The organism is Micromonospora yangpuensis, from assembly GCF_900091615.1.
GTDB classification, from domain to species: Bacteria; Actinomycetota; Actinomycetes; order Mycobacteriales; family Micromonosporaceae; genus Micromonospora; species Micromonospora yangpuensis.
The window spans coordinates 493236-514838 of the sequence record NZ_FMIA01000002.1; the positions used below are offsets into that span (position 1 = coordinate 493236).

The 21603-nt window shown below is 70.6% G+C and carries 17 protein-coding genes and 1 pseudogene; 17 read left to right on the forward strand and 1 reads right to left on the reverse strand.

Going from position 1 to position 21603, the window contains the following annotated elements; genetic code table 11:
* Positions 1–24 precede the first annotated feature (24 nt).
* From mqnC to GA0070617_RS02470, 3 genes are all read left to right on the forward strand, one after another.
* On the forward strand, positions 25–1215 hold the full coding sequence (mqnC, locus tag GA0070617_RS02460) for a cyclic dehypoxanthinyl futalosine synthase (protein WP_091433418.1): 1191 nt from the start codon (positions 25–27) through the stop codon (positions 1213–1215).
* A gap of 280 nt (positions 1216–1495) precedes the next feature.
* The gene (locus GA0070617_RS02465; RefSeq protein ID WP_091433420.1) at positions 1496–2716 is read left to right on the forward strand and encodes an LPXTG cell wall anchor domain-containing protein; all 1221 of its coding nucleotides are present in this window, start codon (positions 1496–1498) and stop codon (positions 2714–2716) included.
* A gap of 350 nt (positions 2717–3066) precedes the next feature.
* Positions 3067–3768: a demethylmenaquinone methyltransferase gene (locus tag GA0070617_RS02470; RefSeq protein ID WP_091433422.1), complete on the forward strand. Its 702-nt coding sequence runs from the start codon at positions 3067–3069 to the stop codon at positions 3766–3768.
* 83 nt (positions 3769–3851) lie between these two features.
* Here GA0070617_RS02470 and GA0070617_RS02475 read toward each other — a convergent pair whose 3' ends face one another.
* Positions 3852–4919 (reverse strand): LacI family DNA-binding transcriptional regulator, encoded by a 1068-nt coding sequence (locus GA0070617_RS02475; RefSeq protein WP_091433424.1) that lies wholly within the window; start codon positions 4917–4919, stop codon positions 3852–3854.
* A 220-nt stretch (positions 4920–5139) separates the two neighbouring features.
* On the opposite strand from GA0070617_RS02475, the gene GA0070617_RS02480 reads away from it, so the two are divergent.
* The 14 genes and pseudogenes from GA0070617_RS02480 (at position 5140) to nuoH (ending at position 21602) form a co-directional block, all read left to right on the forward strand.
* A complete protein-coding gene (locus GA0070617_RS02480) occupies positions 5140–6069 on the forward strand; it encodes a carbohydrate ABC transporter permease (protein ID WP_091433426.1) in 930 nt (309 codons plus the stop codon).
* Positions 6062–6985, forward strand: a complete 924-nt coding sequence (locus GA0070617_RS02485) for a carbohydrate ABC transporter permease (protein ID WP_091433428.1) — start codon at positions 6062–6064, stop codon at positions 6983–6985. Before GA0070617_RS02480 ends, GA0070617_RS02485 begins: the two co-directional genes overlap by 8 nt.
* Before the next feature lie 38 nt (positions 6986–7023).
* Positions 7024–8340 (forward strand): ABC transporter substrate-binding protein, encoded by a 1317-nt coding sequence (locus tag GA0070617_RS02490; protein WP_091433431.1) that lies wholly within the window; start codon positions 7024–7026, stop codon positions 8338–8340.
* A gap of 4 nt (positions 8341–8344) precedes the next feature.
* Positions 8345–9895 carry an FAD-dependent oxidoreductase gene (locus GA0070617_RS02495; RefSeq protein ID WP_091433433.1) on the forward strand — a complete coding sequence of 517 codons (1551 nt, stop codon included), beginning with the start codon at positions 8345–8347 and terminating at the stop codon, positions 9893–9895.
* Positions 9896–10093: 198 nt separating this feature from the next.
* Complete coding sequence (locus tag GA0070617_RS02500; protein ID WP_091433436.1) at positions 10094–10324, forward strand: DUF2267 domain-containing protein; 231 nt, start codon at positions 10094–10096, stop codon at positions 10322–10324.
* A gap of 258 nt (positions 10325–10582) precedes the next feature.
* A complete protein-coding gene (locus tag GA0070617_RS02505) occupies positions 10583–11857 on the forward strand; it encodes a geranylgeranyl reductase family protein (RefSeq protein ID WP_091445781.1) in 1275 nt (424 codons plus the stop codon).
* A 129-nt stretch (positions 11858–11986) separates the two neighbouring features.
* A complete protein-coding gene (locus GA0070617_RS02510; RefSeq protein WP_091433438.1) occupies positions 11987–12352 on the forward strand; it encodes an NADH-quinone oxidoreductase subunit A in 366 nt (121 codons plus the stop codon).
* Between the two features lie 14 nt (positions 12353–12366).
* Positions 12367–13044, forward strand: a complete 678-nt coding sequence (locus tag GA0070617_RS02515) for a NuoB/complex I 20 kDa subunit family protein (protein WP_091433440.1) — start codon at positions 12367–12369, stop codon at positions 13042–13044.
* Positions 13045–13782: an NADH-quinone oxidoreductase subunit C gene (locus GA0070617_RS02520; RefSeq protein ID WP_091433442.1), complete on the forward strand. Its 738-nt coding sequence runs from the start codon at positions 13045–13047 to the stop codon at positions 13780–13782.
* Between the two features lie 37 nt (positions 13783–13819).
* Positions 13820–15145 carry an NADH-quinone oxidoreductase subunit D gene (locus GA0070617_RS02525; protein WP_091433444.1) on the forward strand — a complete coding sequence of 442 codons (1326 nt, stop codon included), beginning with the start codon at positions 13820–13822 and terminating at the stop codon, positions 15143–15145.
* Positions 15142–15868: pseudogene (gene nuoE, locus GA0070617_RS02530) on the forward strand (NADH-quinone oxidoreductase subunit NuoE); the annotation flags it as partial. The gene GA0070617_RS02525 and the pseudogene nuoE, both read left to right, overlap by 4 nt.
* A 487-nt stretch (positions 15869–16355) precedes the next feature.
* The gene (gene nuoF / locus GA0070617_RS02535; protein WP_091433449.1) at positions 16356–17672 is read left to right on the forward strand and encodes an NADH-quinone oxidoreductase subunit NuoF; all 1317 of its coding nucleotides are present in this window, start codon (positions 16356–16358) and stop codon (positions 17670–17672) included.
* Between the two features lie 40 nt (positions 17673–17712).
* Complete coding sequence (locus GA0070617_RS02540; protein ID WP_091433451.1) at positions 17713–20253, forward strand: NADH-quinone oxidoreductase subunit G; 2541 nt, start codon at positions 17713–17715, stop codon at positions 20251–20253.
* Entirely contained in the window at positions 20250–21602 is a 1353-nt protein-coding gene (nuoH, locus tag GA0070617_RS02545; protein ID WP_091433453.1) for an NADH-quinone oxidoreductase subunit NuoH, read from the forward strand. The genes GA0070617_RS02540 and nuoH overlap by 4 nt, the downstream gene beginning before the upstream one ends.
* Position 21603: the final 1 nt, after the last annotated feature.

Here is a 21603-nt window from a genome sequence, read left to right on the forward strand (position 1 = left end):
CGGCGGCGGCGTACCCTCGCAGGTGTGACGAGGAGCCGGGAGATCGACGACATCCTGCAGCGCGGCGCGGACGGCGGGCGGATCACGCCCGAGGAGGCGCTGCTGCTGTACACCGAGGCACCGTTCCACGCCCTGGGCGAGGCCGCCGACGCGGTCCGGCGGCGGCGGTACCCGGACAACATCGTCACGTACCTGATCGATCGCAACATCAACTACACGAACGTCTGCGTGACGGCCTGCAAGTTCTGCGCCTTCTACCGGGCGCCGAAGCACGCCGAGGGGTGGACCCACCCGACCGAGGAGATCCTGCGTCGCTGCGGTGAGGCGGTCGAGCTGGGGGCCACCCAGGTCATGCTCCAGGGCGGGCACCACCCGGACTACGGCGTGGAGTACTACGAGGAGCTGTTCTCCTCGGTCAAGCAGGCGTACCCGCAGCTTGCCATCCACTCCATCGGGCCGAGCGAGATCCTGCACATGGCCAAGGTCTCGCAGGTGAGCCTGGACGAGGCGATCGCCCGGATCAAGGCCGCCGGGCTGGACTCGATCGCCGGAGCCGGTGCGGAGATGCTGCCCGAGCGTCCCCGAAAGGCGATCGCCCCGCTCAAGGAGTCCGGCGAGCGCTGGCTGGAGGTCATGGAGCTGGCCCACCGCCAGGGCCTGGAGTCCACCGCCACGATGATGATGGGCACCGGCGAGACCAACGCCGAACGGATCGAGCACCTGCGGATGATCCGCGACGTGCAGGACCGTACGGGCGGTTTCCGGGCGTTCATCCCGTGGACGTACCAGCCGGAGAACAACCACCTCAAGGGCCGTACCCAGGCGACCAGCCTGGAGTACCTGCGCCTGGTCGCGGTGGCCCGGCTCTTCTTCGAGACCGTGCCGCACCTGCAGGCGTCCTGGCTGACCACCGGCAAGGACGTCGGGCAGCTCGCCCTGCACATGGGGGTGGACGACCTGGGCTCGATCATGCTGGAGGAGAACGTCATCTCCTCGGCCGGCGCCCGGCACCGCTCCAACCTGCACGAGCTGATCGGCATGATCCGGTCGGCCGGGCGGATCCCGGCCCAGCGGGACACCCTCTACCACCGGCTGGCGGTGCACCACACCCCGGCGGAGGACCCGGTCGACGAGCGGGTGGTGTCGCACTTCTCCTCGATCGCCATGCCCGGTGGCGGGGCCGGCAGGTCGCTGCCGTTGGTCGAGGTGAACTGAGCCCACCGAGATCGGTGCATCACCATCCGTGCCTGTCCGGAACGGTTGGATGATCATCTTCCCGGGCAGTGGTTGGTTGCCGAAGGCCGCGATCTCGGTAGCCGTTCGGTGGACCGGATCGACGTGGTCGACGCAACAAGAGCCATCAATCCGGACAATCCTTAAGTGACCCTTAGCCGGGCAGGTGGTGAAGGGCGAACGTACGGGGTGGCGGGGCTGATCGTGGCCCGATAGCGTGCCCGCTCGTACGTTCCTCTTACCCCACGGGGGGGCACTTTCCATGATCTTCCGTAACCGTCCGTTGGCCCGGTTCGGCGCTGCCGCGCTGCTCGCCTCCGGCGTGTTCACCGGGCTCGGCGCGCCCGCGTACGCCTCGGGCACCGAGACCGACCTCGCGATCGACGTGGTCGGCACCCGGGTGGCCAGCGGCACCGAGGGCAAGCTCGCCTTCGCCAAGGTCACCAACAAGGGCAAGAACACCCCCAGCGAGCTCGCCATCCGGATGGACGTGTCGAAGGTCGACTTCGACAAGGTCTTCGCTCTGCCGCTGACCGACGGCGAGTGCGAGATCGAGGGGGAGGGCGAGCAGCCGACCCTCTGGACCTGTGGCGTGGACAAGGAGGTCCTGCCCGGCCCCGGCGAGACCATCGAGGTGCCGATCGGCCTGCTCAAGGTGGCCGACCTGAAGGGCGCGTACCGCGCGCCGATCAAGGTCACGCTGATCTCCGCCGACGACACCGACAAGTCGAACAACAGCAAGTCGGCGCAGGTCGAGTTCACCACCGAGAGCGGCCCCGACCTGACCGTGCTGGCCCCCGACGTCAAGAACGCCGTCACGGTCAAGAACGGCCAGATCGAGATCGGTGGTGACCTGCACGCCGGGGACACCGCCATGCTGGTCTTCATGGCCATCAACCAGGGCGACGCCCCGGCGGCCGGCCTGAAGGTCGAGGTGAAGCTGCCCAAGGGCGTCACCTTCACCGACACCGAGAAGGACTGCGAGTACAACCCGGCCAACACCCTGGCCAGCTGCACCTACGACAACCTCCCGCTGGTGCCGATCCAGGAAGACGACGGCGAGGACGACAAGGTCTTCTCCGGCGGAAGCTTCTACCACCTGCTCTCCGTCGACGCCGACGTCAAGGCCGGCGCGCTCACCGGCGGCGTGGTCACCGTCGACCCGATCCTGCCGACCAGGGCGCTGTCCCGCAGCGCACTGCAGGTCCGGTCGCTGCCGGCCAACGTCACCGGGATCGACGGCGGCGACATCGACGCCAGCGACAACTCCGACGGGTACGCCGTCGTGGTGGCCGCCAAGGGTGGCTCCGGCGGTGGCGGCAAGGACGACGACCAGGGCGGCCTGCCCGTCACCGGCCCGCAGGCCGGCATGATCGGCGGCATCGGCGCGGCGGTACTGCTCGCCGGCGGGGCGATGTTCCTGGTCGCCCGCCGCCGTCGGGTGGTCCTGGTGGCACCGGCCGACGAGAAGACCAACAACTGAGGTACGTCCTCCATCGGCCCGCGCGGGCCGTTCACATAACGCACGGCAGGGCGGGCGGGATGGGCAACCATCCCGCCCGCCCTGTGTCGTAAGGAAGGGCCCCCTGTTAACGCTTTCTGTATAGCGGGGTTCCCCTCTCACCAGCGCGCCGCCCGGCGCGAGCCGACGCGGCCCGGATGTCGGCGGCCCGGCCTGGTCCGCGCCCGGCTTGGCGGCTGAGTGGCGCGGCGGGCCGGTGGTTCGGTGGCGCGGTGGTCGGACGGTACGGTCGCGTGGGCCGGTGGTCCGGTGGGCGTGGACCCAGCGGTGGGGGGCGGGTGGTGGGCTGGCAGAGTGGAGGGGTGAGTCGTATGCCGCAGGGTCAGCGTGCCCACCTGGACAAGCAGCCGCACGAGGTCGCCGCGATGTTCGACGGGGTGGCCGCCCGGTACGACCTGACCAACACCGTGCTCTCCTTCGGGCAGGACCGCTTCTGGCGTCGCGCCACCCGGGCCGCCCTCGGGTTGCGCCCCGGTGAGCGGGTGCTGGACGTGGGCGCCGGCACCGGCGTCTCCACGGAGGAGTTGGCGCAGTCCGGGGCGTACCCGGTCGGGGTTGATCTTTCGCTCGGGATGTTGGCGGCCGGGCGGCGGACCCGGCCGGCGCTGCCGTTGTTGGCCGGGGACGCGCTGCGGTTGCCCTTCGCCGACGCCAGCTTCGACGCGGTGACCATCTCGTTCGCGCTGCGCAACGTTACCGACACGGATGCCGCGCTGCGGGAGTTGGCCCGGGTGACCCGGCCCGGTGGCCGGCTGGTGGTCTGCGAGTTCAGTACCCCGGTCAATGCGGCGTTCCGCACGGTCTACCTGTCGTACCTGATGCGTTCCCTGCCGGCGGTGGCGCGGGCGGTGGCCAGCAACCCGGACGCCTACGTCTACCTGGCCGAGTCGATCCGGGCCTGGCCGGACCAGGCCGGGCTGGCCGCGAAGGTCGCCGATGCCGGTTGGCAGCGGGTGGCCTGGCGGAACCTGACCGGTGGCGTGGTCGCCCTGCACCGGGCCACCCGCCTCTGACCGGGCCACCCGCCCCTGACCGGGGCGCGACGGCGGTGGGCGGGGACGACCGGGTCGCAGGTGGACGATCTAAGAAACCGATTTCATGATCCGGTACCGGCGGACCGGGCGGGCGGGACGGGGCGGCGGGACGACGGTGCGTGCCGTACCGCGACGGGACGGGGGCCGGTGGAGCTTTCCCTTACCTCCAGTCGGGTGGGCAGGACCACCCGCTGTGGTTCGAGGGTCGGCTCAGCCCGCCGCCTGAGCAGCAACTCCGCCGCGGCCCGGCCGACCTCGTAGGCCGGTTGGTGGACGGTGGTCAGGGCCGGCTGGACGAGGTGGGACCAGAAGGCGTCGCCGAAGCTGACCAGCCCGACGTCGGGCGGGCTGATGCCACGTTCGTGCATCGCCTCCAGCGCGCCGGCGGCCATCAGGTTGTTGGTGACCAGCACCGCGTCCGGCGGGTCGCGCAGGTCGAGCAGCTCGACCATGGCCTGGTGGCCGCCGCGGACCCGGAAGTCGGCGTACCGCACGAGCGGGCGGCGGCGGGGCGGGTCGTTCTCGCGGCAGGCCCGCAGGAAGCCCCGGAGCCGTTCCACCGCAGCCCAGGAGACCCGGGGGCCGGTGATGCAGGCGATCCGACGGTACCCCTGGCCGAGCAGGTGGCGGGTGGCCTCGTACGCGCCCTCCTCCTCGGCGGCGCCTACCGAGTCGATTGTCGACGACTCGGGGGAGCGGTCGATCGCCACCACCGGCACGTCGCGGTCGAGCAGCACGCCGAGGTCGGTCTCGGTGAGCGAGGCCGGTGAGATGACCACGCCGGCCATGTGCTCGGCGACGGCCACCTCCAGGTAGTCGGCTTCCTTCTGCGGGTCGTCGTCGGCGTTGCAGAGCACCACGGAGAGGTTGCCGCTGCGGGCCACGTCCTCGACGCCCCGGGCCAGCGCGGTGAAGAACGGGTTCTCGATGTCCGCGATGATCAGGGCGAGCACCTCGCTGCTGCGGCGGCGCAGACCCCGGGCGACCCGGTTGGGGCGGAAGCCGAGGTCCGCGCAGGCGGCCAGCACCCGGGCGACGCGTTCCGGGGAGACCCGAGCCCCGTTGAGCACCCGCGAGACGGTGGCCGGTGAGACCTCCGCGGCCTTGGCCACGTCGTAGATGTTCGGCATCGCTCGCCTTTCCGGACCTGGTCAGCCGGTTGGCCGGGATCCGCCGCAGGGTCTTGACACGTGATTGTGGGCCGTCGTTAACTTCCTGAAACCCGCGTGAAATCGATTTCAGATCTAACCACAGCCCGGTTCCAGGAGGAAACCCTATGGCCACCACCTCCCTGACCCCGTACCGCAGGGGCCGGCGACCCGACGCCGCCGAGGTCCGGGGCGGCCGACGGTGAGTCCGACATCCACCGTCGAGCCGCCGGCCCGGCTCGACCGACCGCCGACCCCGCCGGCGGGTCCGGCCGCCGGGGGGACGGTACGCCGCCGTCGGCTCGGGCGGATCGCCCTGTACCTGCCCGCGCTGGTCCTGGTCGCCCTGGTCTCGGTGGTACCGATCGGCTACGCGTTGCAGATCAGCCTGTACCGCACCCGTGGGCTGCGGATGGTCGAGTTCGTCGGCTGGGACAACTTCGCCACCGTGCTGGGCCCGGAGGGCTGGGCCGACATCGGGCGGACCTTCGCCTACGTGATCGTCTCGCTGCTGCTGGCCGTGCCGCTCGGCCTTGGCCTGGCGGTGCTGCTGAACAAGCCGATCCGGTACGTGCGGGTGTTCCGGGTGGTCATCCTGCTGCCCTGGGTGGTGTCCCAGACGGTCGCCGCACTGCTGTGGAAGTGGCTGCTCAACGGCCAGTACGGCCCGTTGCAGGGACTCTTCGGCGGCAGCGAGCCACTGGCCTCGCCGACCGGGTCGATGGCGGCGCTGATCATCGTCAACGTCTGGTTGAGCTACCCCCTGGCCACCATCCTCTGCCTGGCGGCGTTGCAGACCGTGCCGCAGGAGCAGATCGAGGCGTCCCGGGTCGACGGCTGCACCCCCCGGCAGTCGTTCTTCCGGATCGTGGTGCCGACCATCCGGTCCACCCTGCTGATCCTCGTGATCATGTTGACCCTGCTCTATTTCAACATGGTCACCCTGGTCTACACGCTCACCGGCGGCGGGCCCTTCTCCGGGACCCAGGTGCTGAGTCTCCAGGCGTTCCTCCAGTCCTTCCAGTTCTTCAAGATCGGCATCGGGGCCGCGTACAGCGTCGTGCTCTTCGTGCTGAACATCGTCTTCGGCGTGGCGTACATCCGGGTCCTCAAGGGGAGCAACGATGGCTGACACCCTGACCGGCCGCACGGCCGGAACCACCGGCGGCCCGGTTGCCACCGGCGCGTCCGGCGGGCGGCGGCCGGCCGATCCGGTGAAGCGACCCAGCGCACCCCGGCAGGCGGGCATCTACCTGGGGCTGGTCGCCGCCTCGCTGTTCGCGGTCTTCCCGTTGCTATGGGGGCTGAGCACCTCGCTCAAACCGGAGTCGACAGTGCTCTCCACGCCGGTGCGCTGGATCCCGGAGACGCTCACCCTGGAGAACTACCGGGTGGTGCTCTTCGACTCGCAGATCCCGCTCAACCTGCTCAGCAGCGTGCTGGTAAGCGTCACCACGGTCGGCGTCACCCTGCTGATCGCGGTGCCGGCGGCGTACTCGGCGGCCCGCTTCCGGTTCCGGGGCAAGGCCGGACTGCTCTTCTTCATCCTGATGACCTCGATGGTGCCGGGGATCGCGATCCTGGTGCCGCTCTACTACCTGGCGGTGCGGTTCGGCCTCTACGACACGTACCTGGTAATGATCATTATCTACTCGGCCTGGCAGGTGCCGACAATCGTCTGGATCCTGCGCGGCTTCTTCGAGTCCATTCCGGTGGATATCGAGGAGGCCGGCCGGGTCGACGGGACCAGCGCCTTCGGTGCCTTCTTCCGGTTGGTCCTGCCGCTGGCCAAGCCCGGTCTGGGCGCGGCGGCGATCATCACCTTCGTCTACGTCTGGAACGACTACCTGATCGCCAGCACCTTCGTCAGCGATCCGGACCTGCGACTGATCTCGGTCGGCCTCTACACCTACCTCACCCAGTACGGCACGGTCTGGGGCCAGTTGACCGCCGCGGTCATGGTCACCCTGCTGCCGATGGTCATCGCCTTCGTCCTCTTCGAACGTCGTCTGGTCGCCGGTCTCTCCGCCGGTGCCAGCAAGGGCTGAATCCCCCCCACCACCCCCACCACCCCCTGGAGATCACCATGACCATTCGTCTCGACCGGCGTCGGCTGCTGATGCTCGGCGTCGCCTCGCTCACCGTTGCCGGCACCAACGCCCTGGCCGGCTGCGGTTCCTCGGACGCCGCCGGCGACGGGCCGGCGGAGCTCAACCTCTGGACCTTCCTCGACCCGACCGGCACCGACCCCCGGGGCAAGGCGCTGAAGGAGATCGTCGACGGCTTCAACAGCAGCCAGAGCGCCGCCCGGGTCACCGTCACCAGCATGAACTACGCCAAGATCGACGGTGAGGTGATCCGCGCGGCGAACACCGGTGGCGGCCCCGACATCGTCAACGTCTACACCCCGCAGCTGGCCCAGCACGTCGAGGGCGGCAGCATCCAGCCGATCGACGAGTACGCCACCGACTGGCTGGCCGAGACCGGCTCCGACTACCTGTTCCCGATCGACAGCGCCAAGGTCGACGGCAAGCTGATGGCCCTGCCCTGGGAGTCGCGGGTCTGGCTGTTCTGGTACCGCAAGGACCTCCTGGACAAGTACGGCATCACCCCGCCGACCACCCTCGACGAGGCGGTCACCGCCGGGGCCGCCATCCGCAAGGCCTCCGGCAACAAGGTCACCGGCTTCGCCGTCGGCCTCTCCGAGCAGTCCCTCGGCGCGGACTTCATGGAGAAGTTCGACCCGTTCACCGCCGCCCTCGGTGGCACGGTCATCGGCCCCGACGGCAAGGCGGCCTTCGCCAGCGAGGCCGGCGCGCAGGCGCTGGAGCTGATCAAGAAGTTCGCCGACGCCGGGGCGATGGGCCGGGAGGTGCTCACCATGGGCGCCGACGAGGTGGTCAACGGGGTCAAGGCCGGCACCGTGGCGATGGCCATCGAGGGCAGCTTCCGGGTCGCCTCCACCCGGGCCGCCGACGGTGTCGGCGAGAACCTGGTCACCATGCCCGCCCCGGGTACGACGGCCGGCAGCCGGCTGCCCACCGCGGTGGCCGGGCAGACCCTCGCCATGGGAGCCAACACCGAGCACCCCGAGCAGGTGTGGGACTTCATGAAGTACTACCTCAGCGGCGAGTCGCAGGCGAAGTTCGCCGCCGCCGGGGTGCTGCCGGTGCTCGGCAGCGTCTACGACGCCCCGGCGGTCACCTCGGCCGCCAACGCCGACGAGCTGCTCCAGTGGCGGGACTACCTGGCCGCCGACGGCAAGGTGTCGCGCTACCCGTCGGACTACAGCGAACTCAGCACCAACCTGGTCAAGTCCGCCCAGAAGATGATCTTCGACGGGCTGGCCGTCCCGGCTGGGCTGAGCGACGTCCAGAACCAGTACAACCAGAACAGGAAGTGAGTCCGTGGCCTTCCCCACGCCCCAACCCGAACCGAACCGCTGCTACGACGTCATCGTCGTGGGTGGTGGCCCCTCGGGGTTCATCGCCGCCATCGCGGCGGCCCGTCAGGGAGCCCGCACCCTCCTGGTCGAGAAGTACGGCTTCCTCGGCGGCATGGCCACCAGCGCGGCCCTCGGCCCGATCTCCCCCTTCCACTTCGGCGACGAGCAGGTCATCCAGGGCATCCCGCAGGAGTTCGTGGACCGGATGGTGTCGCTCGGCGGCAGCACCGGACACCTGCGCACCACCAACCCCCACGGCAGTGGCGCGTACCTGTGCTTCTACGACCGGGAGACGTACAAGTGGGCGGCGCTGACCCTCGCCCTGGAGGCCGGGGTCACCCCGCTGTTCCACTCCTTCGTCAGCGGGGCGACCGTGGACGGCGACACCCTCACCGGGATCCGGGTGACCAACAAGTCCGGCACCCTGGCGTACCGGGCCAAGGTCGTGGTCGACGCCACCGGCGACGGTGACGTCGCCGCCCTGGCTGGGGCGGAGTTCGTGCTGGGACGCGGCGGCGACGACCGGGCCGCCCAGCCCAGCACCATGATGTTCGACATGGCCGGGGTGGACACCCGGGCGGTGAAGGAGTACATGGACACCCACCCGGAGGAGTTCGAGTGGGCCTCGGAGCTGGTGGCGGTCCGGCCCTACGCGGCCCACCTGCCCCAGCGGCACTTCGTCGGGCAGGGGTTGAAGTCCCTGGTCCAGCGCGGTTTGGACAGTGGTGAGCTGTACCTCGGCCGGGACAGCGTGCTCTTCCTGACCACCACCCATCCCGGGGTGCTGCACTTCAACAGCACCCGGATCCAGGGCATCGACGGCACCGACGCGGACAGCCTGACCCGGGGCGAGGTGGACGGCCGCCGCCAGGTGATGTCGCTGTCGGAGTACCTGGTCCGGCACATGCCGGGCTTCGCCGACGCCCGCCTCATCGCGACCGGCACCCAGATCGGCATCCGGGAGAGCCGGCACATCCTGGGTGAGCACGTGCTCACCGGCGAGGAGGTGGTCCGGGGCACGAAGGTGGCCGACGTGGTTTCCCGGGGCTACTTCCCGATCGACATCCACAACCTCAAGGGCAAGCAGGGGTACGGCGACGACCCCGACGTGGGCACCTGGGGGGACCTGGACGACTCGTACGACATCCCGTACCGCTGCCTGGTGCCGCGCCGGCTGGACGGCCTGGTCATCGCGGGACGGACCATCTCCGCCACGCACGAGGCGCACGGCTCGTTCCGGACCCAGGGCGGCGTGATGGGCATCGGCCAGGCGGCCGGTACGGCGGCGGCGGTGGCCGCCCTCGACGGGGTGCAGCCGCGCAAGGTCGACGTGCCCCGGCTCCAGGCGGCCCTGACGGCCCAGGGTGCCTCCCTGTGCCGGGACCCGGAGCAGGTACGCGCCCAGCGGGAGGCGGCGGTGGCGGCGGTCCGCCGGGAGTTGGCGGCCGGACGGATCTCCACCCGGTATCTGGCCGACGCCGGCACCTTCACCGGCGCGGTGCCCCGCCTCTGACACCGACCGACACCCACCGGCCGGTGGTGCCGCCCGGGGCTGCTGGCCGGCGACGCCGGCCGGTGGATGCCGGCTGCCACCGTTCGGGCTCCGCACGGTGGTGCAGAGTCTGCGGGGCACCCTGGCGACATTCCTGGGCCATTCGAGATTCTTGGGCCATTCGAGGACTTTGTCCATATTGCCCGTTAGGCTCGTGGAGTGACCGGAGTAGACCCGTCGAGCGGCGAGCCGCCCACCGAGGACGACGCCGCCGAGTTGGTGGCCCAGCTCAGGGAGTTGGCCGGGGCGGATCCGGCGGACGCCCGGCAGGTGGTCTCCGAGGTGTTGGCGGCGCTGGACCGTGCCGCCGGGGGCGGTCTGCGTGCGCATCTTCCCGAGGCGATCCGCCGGGACGTCGACGCGGGCATCGTCACCGGCGGTCACCACTGACTCTCCGGCCCCGTGGTCGGCCAGGGTATCGCCGATGATCATTGTCCGGCACCCCTGGCACCGGAAATCGGTCGGAAACCGAAGAGAAACCGTCGTGGCCGGCGCGGGGCGCCGGTCTCTGCGGCTCGCCGAACCCGGTGACCGGCCGTCACCTCGGGAACTTAGGATGTCCTAACCAAATCGGCGGGTCGCGCCGGTCCTAGACTTTCCCCCGTCTGGCTTGTGAAGCATTTCACGAGCGTGCGGGAGGAGGCGCGGATGACCGCGGTGGAGAACGACGCCGATGTGATCGTCGTGGGCGCCGGCCCCGGCGGCTCGGCGACCGCTTACCACCTGGCCCGACACGGCGTACGCGTGTTGTTGCTGGAGAAGACCGAGTTTCCCCGGGAGAAGGTCTGCGGCGACGGGTTGACGCCCCGCGCGGTGCGGCAGCTGATCCGGATGGGCGTGGACACCTCCACCGAGGCCGGCTGGCTGCAGAACCGTGGCCTGCGGGTGATCGGCGGCGGCGTACGGCTCGAACTCGACTGGCCCGACCTCGCCAGCTTCCCGAACTACGGCCTGGTCCGGACCCGGCTCGACTTCGACGATCTGCTCGCCCAGCGGGCCGTCGCGGCCGGGGCCAAGCTGCGCACCAGCGTCAACGTCATGGGTCCGGTGCTCGACGCCGACGACCGGGTGATCGGGGTCGAGGCCGAGGTGGGCCCGGACAAGGCACCCGCGGTCTTCCACGCTCCCGTGGTGGTGGCCGCCGACGGGGTCTCCGGCCGCTTCCCGCTCGCCCTCGGCATGACCAAGCGGGAGGACCGTCCGATCGGCGTGGCGGTGCGCCGCTACTACCGCTCGCCGGCCCGGCACGACGACAACTACCTGGAGTCCTGGCTGGAGCTGCGGGCCAAGGGCAGCGACACCCTGCTGCCCGGGTACGGCTGGATCTTCGGCCTCGGGGACGGCCGGGTCAACGTCGGCCTGGGCATCCTCAACTCCTCCAAGGCCTTCGGTAAGACCAACTACCGGCGGCTGCTCACCGACTGGCTGGCCAACACCCCCGAGGACTGGGGGATGACCGACGAGGCCAACGCCGAGGGCCCGATCCTCGGCGCGGCGCTGCCGATGGGCTTCAACCGGGTCCCGCACTACAGCCGGGGTGTCCTGCTGGTCGGCGACTCCGGCGGCATGGTCAACCCCTTCAACGGCGAGGGCATCGCGTACGCGATGGAGTCCGGCGAGTTGGCTGCGGAGATCGCGGTGCAGGCGCTGGCCCGGCCGGCCGGCGCCGAGCGGGAGCGCGCCCTGCTGGCGTACCCGCAGGAGCTGAAGGCCCGGTTCGGCGGCTACTACCGGCTCGGCGGCATCTTCGTGAAGCTGATCGGCAAGCCGGAGATCATGCGGTTGGCCACCAAGCACGGCATGCCGCACCCGCTGCTTATGCGCTTCGTGCTCAAGTTGCTGGCCAACCTGACCGACCCCCGGGGTGGGGACGCGATGGACCGGGTCATCAATGCGATGACGAAGGCGGCCCCCGCCGTGTGAGCCCCTGACCAGCGGGTCAGCCCCGCACCGGGCCGAAAGGTCGACCCCCGGCGACGGTCGCCGAGCGGGACGTGAATAGTGTGATTTCGCCAACCATCGAGGGCAGGGAAGGACGAGCAGGAGAAAATCATGTCGCTCTCGCCTTACGCACCCATCATCGGGCTGTTTGCCCTCGCCGCGGCGTTCGCGCTGTTTTCCGTGGCCGCCGCCCGTCTCACCGGCCCCCGTCGGCTCAACAAGGCAAAGCTCGAAGCGTACGAATGTGGCATCGAGCCCAGCCCGCAGCCGGTCGGCGGCAGCCGGTTCCCGATCAAGTTCTACCTGACCGCGATGCTCTTCATCGTCTTCGACGTGGAGATGATCTTCCTTTACCCGTGGGCGGTCTCGTTCGACGCGCTGCCGATGTTCGGGTTCACGGCGATGCTCATCTTCATCGGTGCGATCTTCGTCGCGTACGCCTACGAATGGCGTCGCGGCGGCCTGGACTGGGACTGAGGGAGGACCGCTAGATGGGTATCGAGGAGAAACTTCCCGCTGGTGTCCTGCTCACCTCGGTGGAGAAGCTGGTCAACTGGTCCCGCAAGTCGTCGGTCTGGGGGGCCACCTTCGGCCTGGCCTGCTGCGCCATCGAGATGATGGCCGCCGGTGGCCCGCACTACGACATGGGCCGGTGGGGCATGGAGGTCTTCCGCGCCTCGCCCCGGCAGGCCGACCTGATGATCGTCGCCGGCCGGGTCAGCCAGAAGATGGCCCCGGTGCTGCGCCAGATCTACGACCAGATGGCCGAGCCCCGCTGGGTGCTGTCGATGGGCGTCTGCGCCAGCAGCGGCGGCATGTTCAACAACTACGCCATCGTGCAGGGCGTCGACCACGTCGTACCGGTCGACATGTACCTGCCGGGCTGCCCGCCCCGGCCGGAGATGCTCATCGACGCGGTGCTCAAGCTGCGCGAGAAGATCGGCCACGAGCCGCTCGGCCCGAACGGCCGCAAGATGCTGGAGGCCCGTCAGGCCCGCGGTGACGTGCCGGTCGTGCCGTACGGCTCGATGCCCTCGTCGTACCGCAACGACAAGGCCCGCCGCGCCGAGTGGACCAAGGCGGTCCGCGAGGGGCGCGAGGAGCAGCTGCGGATCGAGAACTGGATGAAGGCCCAGAACCACCTCCAGCCGCATCGGGGGATCAAATAAATGAGTGCCGCTGACGAGAAGCGTGGTCCGGCGAACGTGCCGGTGCCGGTGACGCCGGCCGGGACGAGCAGCACCGCGCCGGCCGACTACCCGCCGGCCAGCCCGGCCGGTCGGGGCATGTTCGGCATCCAGGGCTCCGGCGACACCTCCGGCTTCGGCGGCCTGGTCCGCCCTAAGCAGCCGATCGAGGAGTCGCCCCGGCCGTACGGCGGTTACTTCGACGAGGTCCGCGACGCGCTGGAGGAGGCGTACCCGGCCTTCGCCGACGCCATCGAGAAGGTCGTGGTCGACCGGGGCGAGCTGACCCTGCACGTCCGCGCCGAGCGGATCGCCGAGGTCTGCCAGGTGATGCGGGACGACGCCGCGCTGCGCTTCGAGCTCTGCGCCTCGGTCTCCGGGGTGGACTACCTCGGTGCCGACGAGCGCCGGCTGCACGTGGTCTACCAGCTCACCTCGATGACGTACCGGCGGACGGTCCGGCTGGAGGTGGCGGTCAGCGCCGAGCAGCCGCACGTACCGTCGGTCACCGCCGTCTACCCGACGGCGGACTGGCAGGAGCGCGAGGCGTACGACATGTTCGGGGTGGTCTTCGACGGCCACCCGGGCCTGACCCGCATCCTCATGCCGGACGACTGGGAGGGTCACCCGCAGCGCAAGGACTACCCGCTCGGCGGCGTGCCCGTCGAGTACAAGGGCGCCGAGATCCCCCCGCCGGACAAGCGGAGGTCGTACCAGTGAGCGCCTACCGCGTAGCCGTGAACGGAGGGCAGGCACTGTGAGCACGTCCAACTACGCCACCGAGCGGGAGACCACCGAGGGGCGGGTCTTCACCGTCACCGGTGGGGACTGGGACGAGGTCGTCTCCGGTGTCGACCCGATCAGCGAGGGCCGGATCGTCGTCAACATGGGTCCGCAGCACCCGTCGACGCACGGCGTGCTCCGGCTCATCCTGGAGCTGGAGGGCGAGACGGTCCGGGAGGCCCGCTCGGTCGTCGGCTACCTGCACACCGGCATCGAGAAGAACCTCGAGTACCGCAACTGGGTGCAGGGTTCGACCTTCGTGACCCGGATGGACTACCTCGCGCCGATCTTCAACGAGACGGCGTACAGCCTGGCGGTGGAGAAGCTGCTCGGCATCACCGACGACATCACCGAGCGCGCCAACACCATCCGCGTGCTGATGATGGAGCTGAACCGGATCTCCTCGCACCTGGTCTGGCTGGCCACCACCGGCATGGAGTTGGGCGCGATCTCGATCATGCTGTACGGCTTCCGCGAGCGGGAGTACATCCTCGACATCTTCGAGAGCATCACCGGCCTGCGGATGAACCACGCGTACGTCCGGCCGGGCGGGGTGGCCCAGGACGTGCCGGACGAGGCGATCGTCAAGATCCGCGAGTTCCTCAAGATGATGCCGAAGAAGCTCAAGGAGTACGAGGACCTCCTCTCCGGGCAGCCGATCTGGCTGGAGCGGACCAAGAACGTCGCGGTGCTGGACGTCACCGGCTGCCTGGCGCTGGGCGTCACCGGCCCGGTGCTGCGCTCCGCCGGGCTCGCCTGGGACCTGCGCAAGACCATGCCGTACTGCGGCTACGAGACGTACGAGTTCGACGTGCCGACCCACCCGGACGGCGACGTCTGGGGCCGCTACCTGGTCCGGATGGCCGAGATGCGGGAGTCGCTGAAGCTGGTCGAGCAGGCCCTGGACCGGTTGAAGCCGGGCCCGGTGATGGTGGCCGACCGCAAGATCGCCTGGCCGGCGCAGCTGGCCATCGGCGTCGACGGCATGGGCAACTCGCTGGAGCACGTCGCCAAGATCATGGGCCAGTCGATGGAGTCCCTGATCCATCACTTCAAGCTGGTCACCGAGGGTTTCCGGGTGCCGCCCGGCCAGGTCTACGTCGGCATCGAGGCACCCCGGGGCGAGTTGGGCGTGCACGCGGTCTCCGACGGCGGCACCCGGCCGTACCGGGTGCACTACCGCGAGCCGAGCTTCGTCAACCTGCAGGCCCTCCCGGCGATGGCCGAGGGCGGCCTGATCGCCGACGTGATCGCCGGTGGCGCTTCGCTGGACCCCGTGATGGGCGGTTGTGACCGATGAGTGCTTTCACCGAAACTACGCGGGTACGGGCGCGGGAGATCATCGCACGCTACCCGGCCGACCGGTCGCGGTCGGCGCTGCTGCCGCTGCTGCACCTGGTCCAGTCCGAGGAGGGGTACGTCTCCCCGGCCGGGGTGGCGTTCTGCGCCGAGGTGCTCGGGCTGAACAAGGCGCAGGTCGGCGCGGTGGCCACCTTCTACACCATGTACAAGCGCCGGCCCACCGGTGACTACCTGGTGAGCGTCTGCACCAACACGATGTGCAACGTGCTGGGCGGCCAGGAGGTCTACGACACCCTGACCGAGCACCTCGGGGTCGGGCACGACGAGACCACCGCCGACGGGAAGATCACCCTGGAGCACGCCGAGTGCCTGGCGGCGTGCGACTACGGGCCGGTGATGACCGTCAACTACGACTTCTTCGACGGCGTGGACCCGCAGTCCGCCGTCGGGCTGGTCGAGGAGCTGCGCGGCGGGGGTCGTCCGGCGCCGTCGCGGGGCGCCCGGCTCTGCACGCTCAAGGAGATGTCGGTGCAGCTCGCCGGCTTCGCCGACGAGCGGGACGGCGCGGTCGCCGACGGCGTACCCGGGGAGCCGACCCTGCGTGGGCTGCGGCTGGCGGCTCAGCACGGCATCTCGGTGCCGGACTTCGATCCGAACACCCCGATCCGCAGCAAGGCCGAGGCGGACCGCGAGGCGGCTGCGGCCAAGGCCGCCGCCGAGGCGAAGGCCAAGGCGGAGGCGAAGCCCGAGCCGGCCCCCGCGCCCGCCGAGCCCAAGCCCGCCGCGAAGCCCGAGCCGGCCGTGAAGCCCGAGCCCGCCGCGAAGGCGGAGCCGGAGTCGGGCAAGCCGGGCTTCTCGACCGGCAACGTCGGGGTGGCCGAGGCGGCCCGGACGGCCGGTTCGACCGACAGCACCGCACCCGACGTGAAGGCCCCCGACGACAAGTCGCCGCAGATCCGGGCCGCCGAGACCCGCCAGCCGGACGCGCGGACCGCCGCTCCGGACGCGCCGGGCACCAGTGTTCCGGTCGACGGGGCACCCCCGGCGTCCCGGGACGCCCAGCAGGCGGAGGCCGCCGGCGCGGCGGCGAACACCCCGGCCAGCGACGGCAAGCCGGCCGGCGACGACGCCGAGGCGCAGGACCGCAACCTCAGGGAGGCGGAGGCGGCCGAGGGCTCCGCCGCCACCAGCGACAGGGGGGCCCAGAAATGACTTCTCCTCGACCGGAGACACTGGCCAAGCTGACCCCGGTGCTCACCAAGCGCTGGCTCTCGCCGGACGCCTGGCGGATCGGCACCTACGAGCAGTTGGACGGCTACGCCGCGCTGCGCAAGGCGCTCAAGGCCCACCCGGACGACCTGATCCAGCTGATCAAGGACTCCGGCCTGCGCGGCCGGGGCGGCGCGGGCTTCCCGACCGGCCTGAAGTGGGGCTTCATCCCGCAGGGCGACGGCAAGCCGCACTACCTGGTGGTCAACGCCGACGAGGGCGAGCCGGGCACCTGCAAGGACCTGCCGCTGATGACCCACGACCCGCACGCGCTGGTCGAGGGGGTCATCATCGCCTCGTACGCGATCCGGGCCAGCCGCGCCTACATCTACATCCGGGGCGAGGCGGTGCACGCCGCCCGGCGGCTGCGCAACGCCGTGCAGGAGGCGTACGCCAAGGGTTACCTGGGCCGCGACATCCTGCGCTCCGGGTTCGACCTGGACCTGGTGGTGCACTCCGGGGCCGGGGCGTACATCTGCGGTGAGGAGACCGCGCTGCTGGACTCGCTGGAGGGTTTCCGGGGTCAGCCCCGGCTGCGCCCGCCGTTCCCGGCGACCCACGGCCTGTACGCCAGCCCGACCGTGGTCAACAACGTGGGCACCATCGCCAGCGTCCCGCCGATCGTGCTCGGCGGCCCGGCCTGGTGGAAGTCGATGGGCACGGAGAAGTCCGCCGGCCCGATGATCTACTCGCTCTCCGGCCGGATCGTCAACCCCGGCCAGTACGAGTGCGGGCTCGGCATCACGTTGCGCGAGCTGATCGAGCTGGCCGGCGGGATGCAGCCCGGCCACAACCTGAGGTTCTGGACCCCGGGTGGCTCGTCGACCCCGCTGCTCACCGCCGAGCACCTGGACGTGCCGCTGGACTTCGAGGGGGTCTCGGCGGCCGGCTCGATCCTGGGCACCACGGCCACCCAGATCTTCTCCGACCAGGACTGCCCGGTCTACGCGACGTACCGGTGGCTGGAGTTCTACCACCACGAGTCGTGCGGCAAGTGCACCCCGTGCCGGGAGGGCAACTACTGGATGGTCCGGGTGTACCGGCGGATCCTCGCCGGCCAGGGCACCCCCGAGGACCTGGACACCCTGCTGGACACCTGCGACAACGTCCTCGGCCGCTCGTTCTGCGGCCTGGGCGACGGCGCGACCAGCCCGGTGACCTCCTCGTTGAAGCACTTCAAGCAGGACTACCTCGACTACATCGAGGGCCGGACCGCACCGAGGCTGTCCGACAAGGCGCTTGTGGGGGCCCACTGATGAGCGCGCGGAACGAGCTTGCGAGTGGGAGGCCAGCCCGATGACCGACGTAGCGAAGCAGGTCGAGACCGTCACGCTCACCATCGACGGGGTCGAGGTCACCGCGCCCAAGGGCGCGCTGCTGATCCGGGTCGCCGAGCAGATGGGCATCGCGATCCCCCGGTTCTGCGACCACCCGCTGCTGGCCCCGGCCGGCGCGTGCCGGCAGTGCCTGGTCGACGTGGAGGGTCAGCGCAAGCCGGTGGCCTCCTGCACCCAGACGGTGGCCGAGGGCATGGTGGTCAAGACCCAGCTCACCTCCCCGGTGGCCAAGAAGGCGCAGGAGGGGGTGATGGAGCTGCTGCTGATGAACCACCCGCTGGACTGCCCGATGTGCGACAAGGGTGGCGAGTGCCCCCTGCAGAACCAGGCGATGTCCACCGGCCGCACCGACTCCCGCTTCCACGAGCACAAGCGGGAGTACCCGAAGCCGCTGCCGATCAGCACCCAGGTGCTGCTCGACCGGGAGCGGTGCGTGCTCTGCCAGCGCTGCACCCGGTTCTCCGAGGAGATCGCCGGCGACAAGTTCATCGACCTGATGGGCCGGTCGTCCGCCGAGGAGATCAACATCTACCGCGACGAGGAGTACGGGGTCGACCCGGACGAATCCGAGGGCAGTGCCGACCGCACCGGCTTGGCCTCCGCTGGCGCTCCGGCTGGCGCCGGTGATGTCCCGTTCAACTCCTACTTCTCCGGCAACACCGTGCAGATCTGCCCGGTGGGTGCGCTGACCGGCGCCCAGTACCGCTTCCGGGCCCGCCCGTTCGACCTGGTCTCCAGCCCGAGCGTGTGCGAGCACTGCTCGGCCGGCTGCGCGCAGCGCACCGACTGGCGGCGGGGCAAGGTGCTGCGCCGGCTGGCCGGCGACGACGCGCAGGTGAACGAGGAGTGGAACTGCGACAAGGGGCGCTGGGGCTTCCAGTACACCCGCGCCGCCGACCGGCTGACCACCCCGCTGGTGCGCGACCGGGAGACCGGTGAGCTGCGCGAGGCGTCCTGGAGCGAGGCCTTCGCGGTCGCCGCCGAGGGGCTGCGCGAGGCCCGGGACTCCGCCCGGGGCACGGCGGTGCTGACCGGTGGCCGGCTCACCGTCGAGGACGCCTACGCGTACGCCAAGTTCGCCCGGGTGGCCCTGCACACCAACGACATCGACTTCCGGGCCCGGCCGGTCTCCCGCGAGGAGGCCGACTTCCTGGCCAGCAGCGTCGCCGGGGTCACCGACGTCACCTACGCCGACGTGGAGAACGCCCCGGCGGTGGTGCTGGTCGGCCTGGAGCCGGAGGAGGAGTGCCCGATCCTCTTCCTGCGGCTGCGCAAGGCGTACCTGAAGAAGAAGCTCAAGGTGTACGCGATCGCGCCGTTCGCCACCCGCGGCCTGGAGAAGCTCGGGGCCAAGCTGGCCCGGGTGGTGCCGGGCGAGGAGGCCACCGTGCTCGCCGAGCACGCCACGGTCGCCGAGGCGCTGGGCACCCCGGGTGCGGTCCTGATCGTCGGCGAGCGGCTGGCCGGGGTGCCCGGTGGGCTCTCCGCCGCCGCGGACGTGGCCCGGCGCACCGGGGCGAAGCTGGCCTGGGTGCCGCGGCGCGCGGGTGACCGGGGCGCGGTCGACGCCGGCTGCCTGCCGAACCTGCTCCCCGGTGGCCGGCTGGTCACCGAGCCGGGGGCCCGTGCCGAGCTGGGCGAGGCGTGGGACATCCCGGCCGGGGTGATCCCCAGCCAGGCCGGCCGGGACACCGACGGCATCCTGTCCGCCGTGCTCTCGGAGCGGGTCGGCGCGCTGGTGGTGGCCGGGGTCGACCCGGCCGACCTGGCCGACCCGCGGCTGGCCGAGCAGGCCCTGGACGCGGTGCCCTTCCTGGTCAGCCTGGAGCAGCGGCTCACCGCCGTGGCCCGCCGGGCGGACGTGGTCTTCCCGGTCGCCCCGGTGGTGGAGAAGGCCGGCAGCTTCCTGGACTGGGAGGGTCGGCTGCGGCCCTTCGACGCGGTGCTGCAGACCACCGCGATGACCGACGGCCGGGTGCTGGACGCGCTCGCCGCGCAGCTCGATGTCCGGCTCGGCACCGCCGACGTGCTCAGCGTCCGCCGGGAACTGGGCGGCCTGCCGGCCACCCGGACCGAACGGCCGAGCCCGCCGGCGGTGGAGCCCGGTCGACTGCCGCAGCCCGGTGCCGGCGAGGCCGTCCTGGCCACCTGGCACCAGCTGCTCGACCTGGGCAGCCTGGTCGACGGCGACGAGCACCTCGGTGGCACCGCCCGACCACCGGTGGTCCGGCTGGGCAAGGGCACCGCGGAGGCGCTCGGCGTCGCCGACGGTGACGCGGTCACGGTGGGTACCGACCGGGGGGCGCTGACCCTGCCGGCGGCGATCACCGAGATGCCCGACGGGGTGGTCTGGCTGCCTACCAACTCACCCGGTTCGACCGTCCGGCGCAGCCTCGGTGCGACGTCCGGCACGGTGGTACGGATCTCCGTCCCGGCCGTGGCCGCCGACCTGACCGACCGCCCGGGTCCGCTCCTCAACACCGGGGGTGTTTCCCAGTGAACGCGCTCTACCTGGCGCAGGACCCGTCGCTTGCCGACTTCGGCAACGACCCGTGGTGGCTGGTCCTGATCAAGATCCTCTTTGCCTTCGTCCTCGCGGTGCTGGCCACCCTGCTCGGGGTCTGGTTCGAGCGCCGCGTGGTCGGCTACATGCAGGTCCGGCCCGGCCCCAACCAGGTGGGTCCGTTCGGTCTGCTGCAGACCCTCGCCGACGGTCTGAAGCTGGCCTTCAAGGAGGACATCCTCCCCAAGGCGGCGGACAAGGTCGTCTACTTCTTCGCCCCGGTCATCTCGGTGATCTGTGCGGTCACCGCGCTGTCGGTGATGCCGTTCGGCCCGATGGTGAGCATCTTCGGCCACCAGACGCCGTTGCAGGTCACCGACGTGCCGGTGGCGGTCCTGGTGGTGCTGGCGCTCTCCTCGCTTGCCGTGTACGGCATCGTGCTCGGCGGCTGGGCCTCCGGCTCGACCTACCCGGTGCTGGGCGGCCTGCGCTCCACCGCCCAGCTGATCTCGTACGAGGTGTCGCTGGGCCTGTCCATCGTGGCCGTGTTCATGCTCTCCGGCACGATGTCCACCAGCGAGATCGTCTCCGCCCAGGGCAGTGGCCCGGAGGTGGAGTTCTTCGGTCTGACGGTGCCGATGCCCGGCTGGTACGCGCTGCTGCTCTTCCCCAGCTTCGTGGTCTTCTTCATCTCCATCGTCGGGGAGACCAACCGCGCCCCGTTCGACCTGCCCGAGGCGGAGTCGGAGCTGGTCGCGGGCTTCCAGACCGAGTACAGCTCGCTGAAGTTCGCGCTCTTCATGCTCAGCGAGTACGTCGCGATGGTGGCCATGTCGGCGTTCACCGTGACGCTCTTCCTCGGCGGCTGGCACGCCCCGTGGCCGATCACCATCTGGTCCGGCGCCAACTCCGGCTGGTGGCCGATGCTGTGGTTCTTCGGCAAGGTCGTCGCGCTGGTCTTCGTCTTCGTCTGGCTGCGGGGCACCCTGCCCCGGATGCGCTACGACCAGTTCATGCGGCTGGGCTGGAAGGTGCTCATCCCGGTCAGCCTGGTCTGGATCGTCGGCCTGGCCGCCTTCCTGAAGACCCAGGGCTGGGAGCGTACCGACAAGCTGGTCGCCTACGGCGTGGTCGCCGGGGTGCTGATGCTCGCCGCCATCTTCTGGCCGAGCCGCCGGCCCGAGCCGAAGCCGACCGTGCAGGAGCAGGTCGACAACCGGCCGTACGGCAGCTTCCCGCTGCCCCCGATGGACCTGCAGGTACCACCGAGCCCGCGCACCAAGCGCGTGGTCGCCGAACGGGAGCCGGCCAACGTCTCCGCCGGCCCGGACTCTCAGGAGGTGTGAC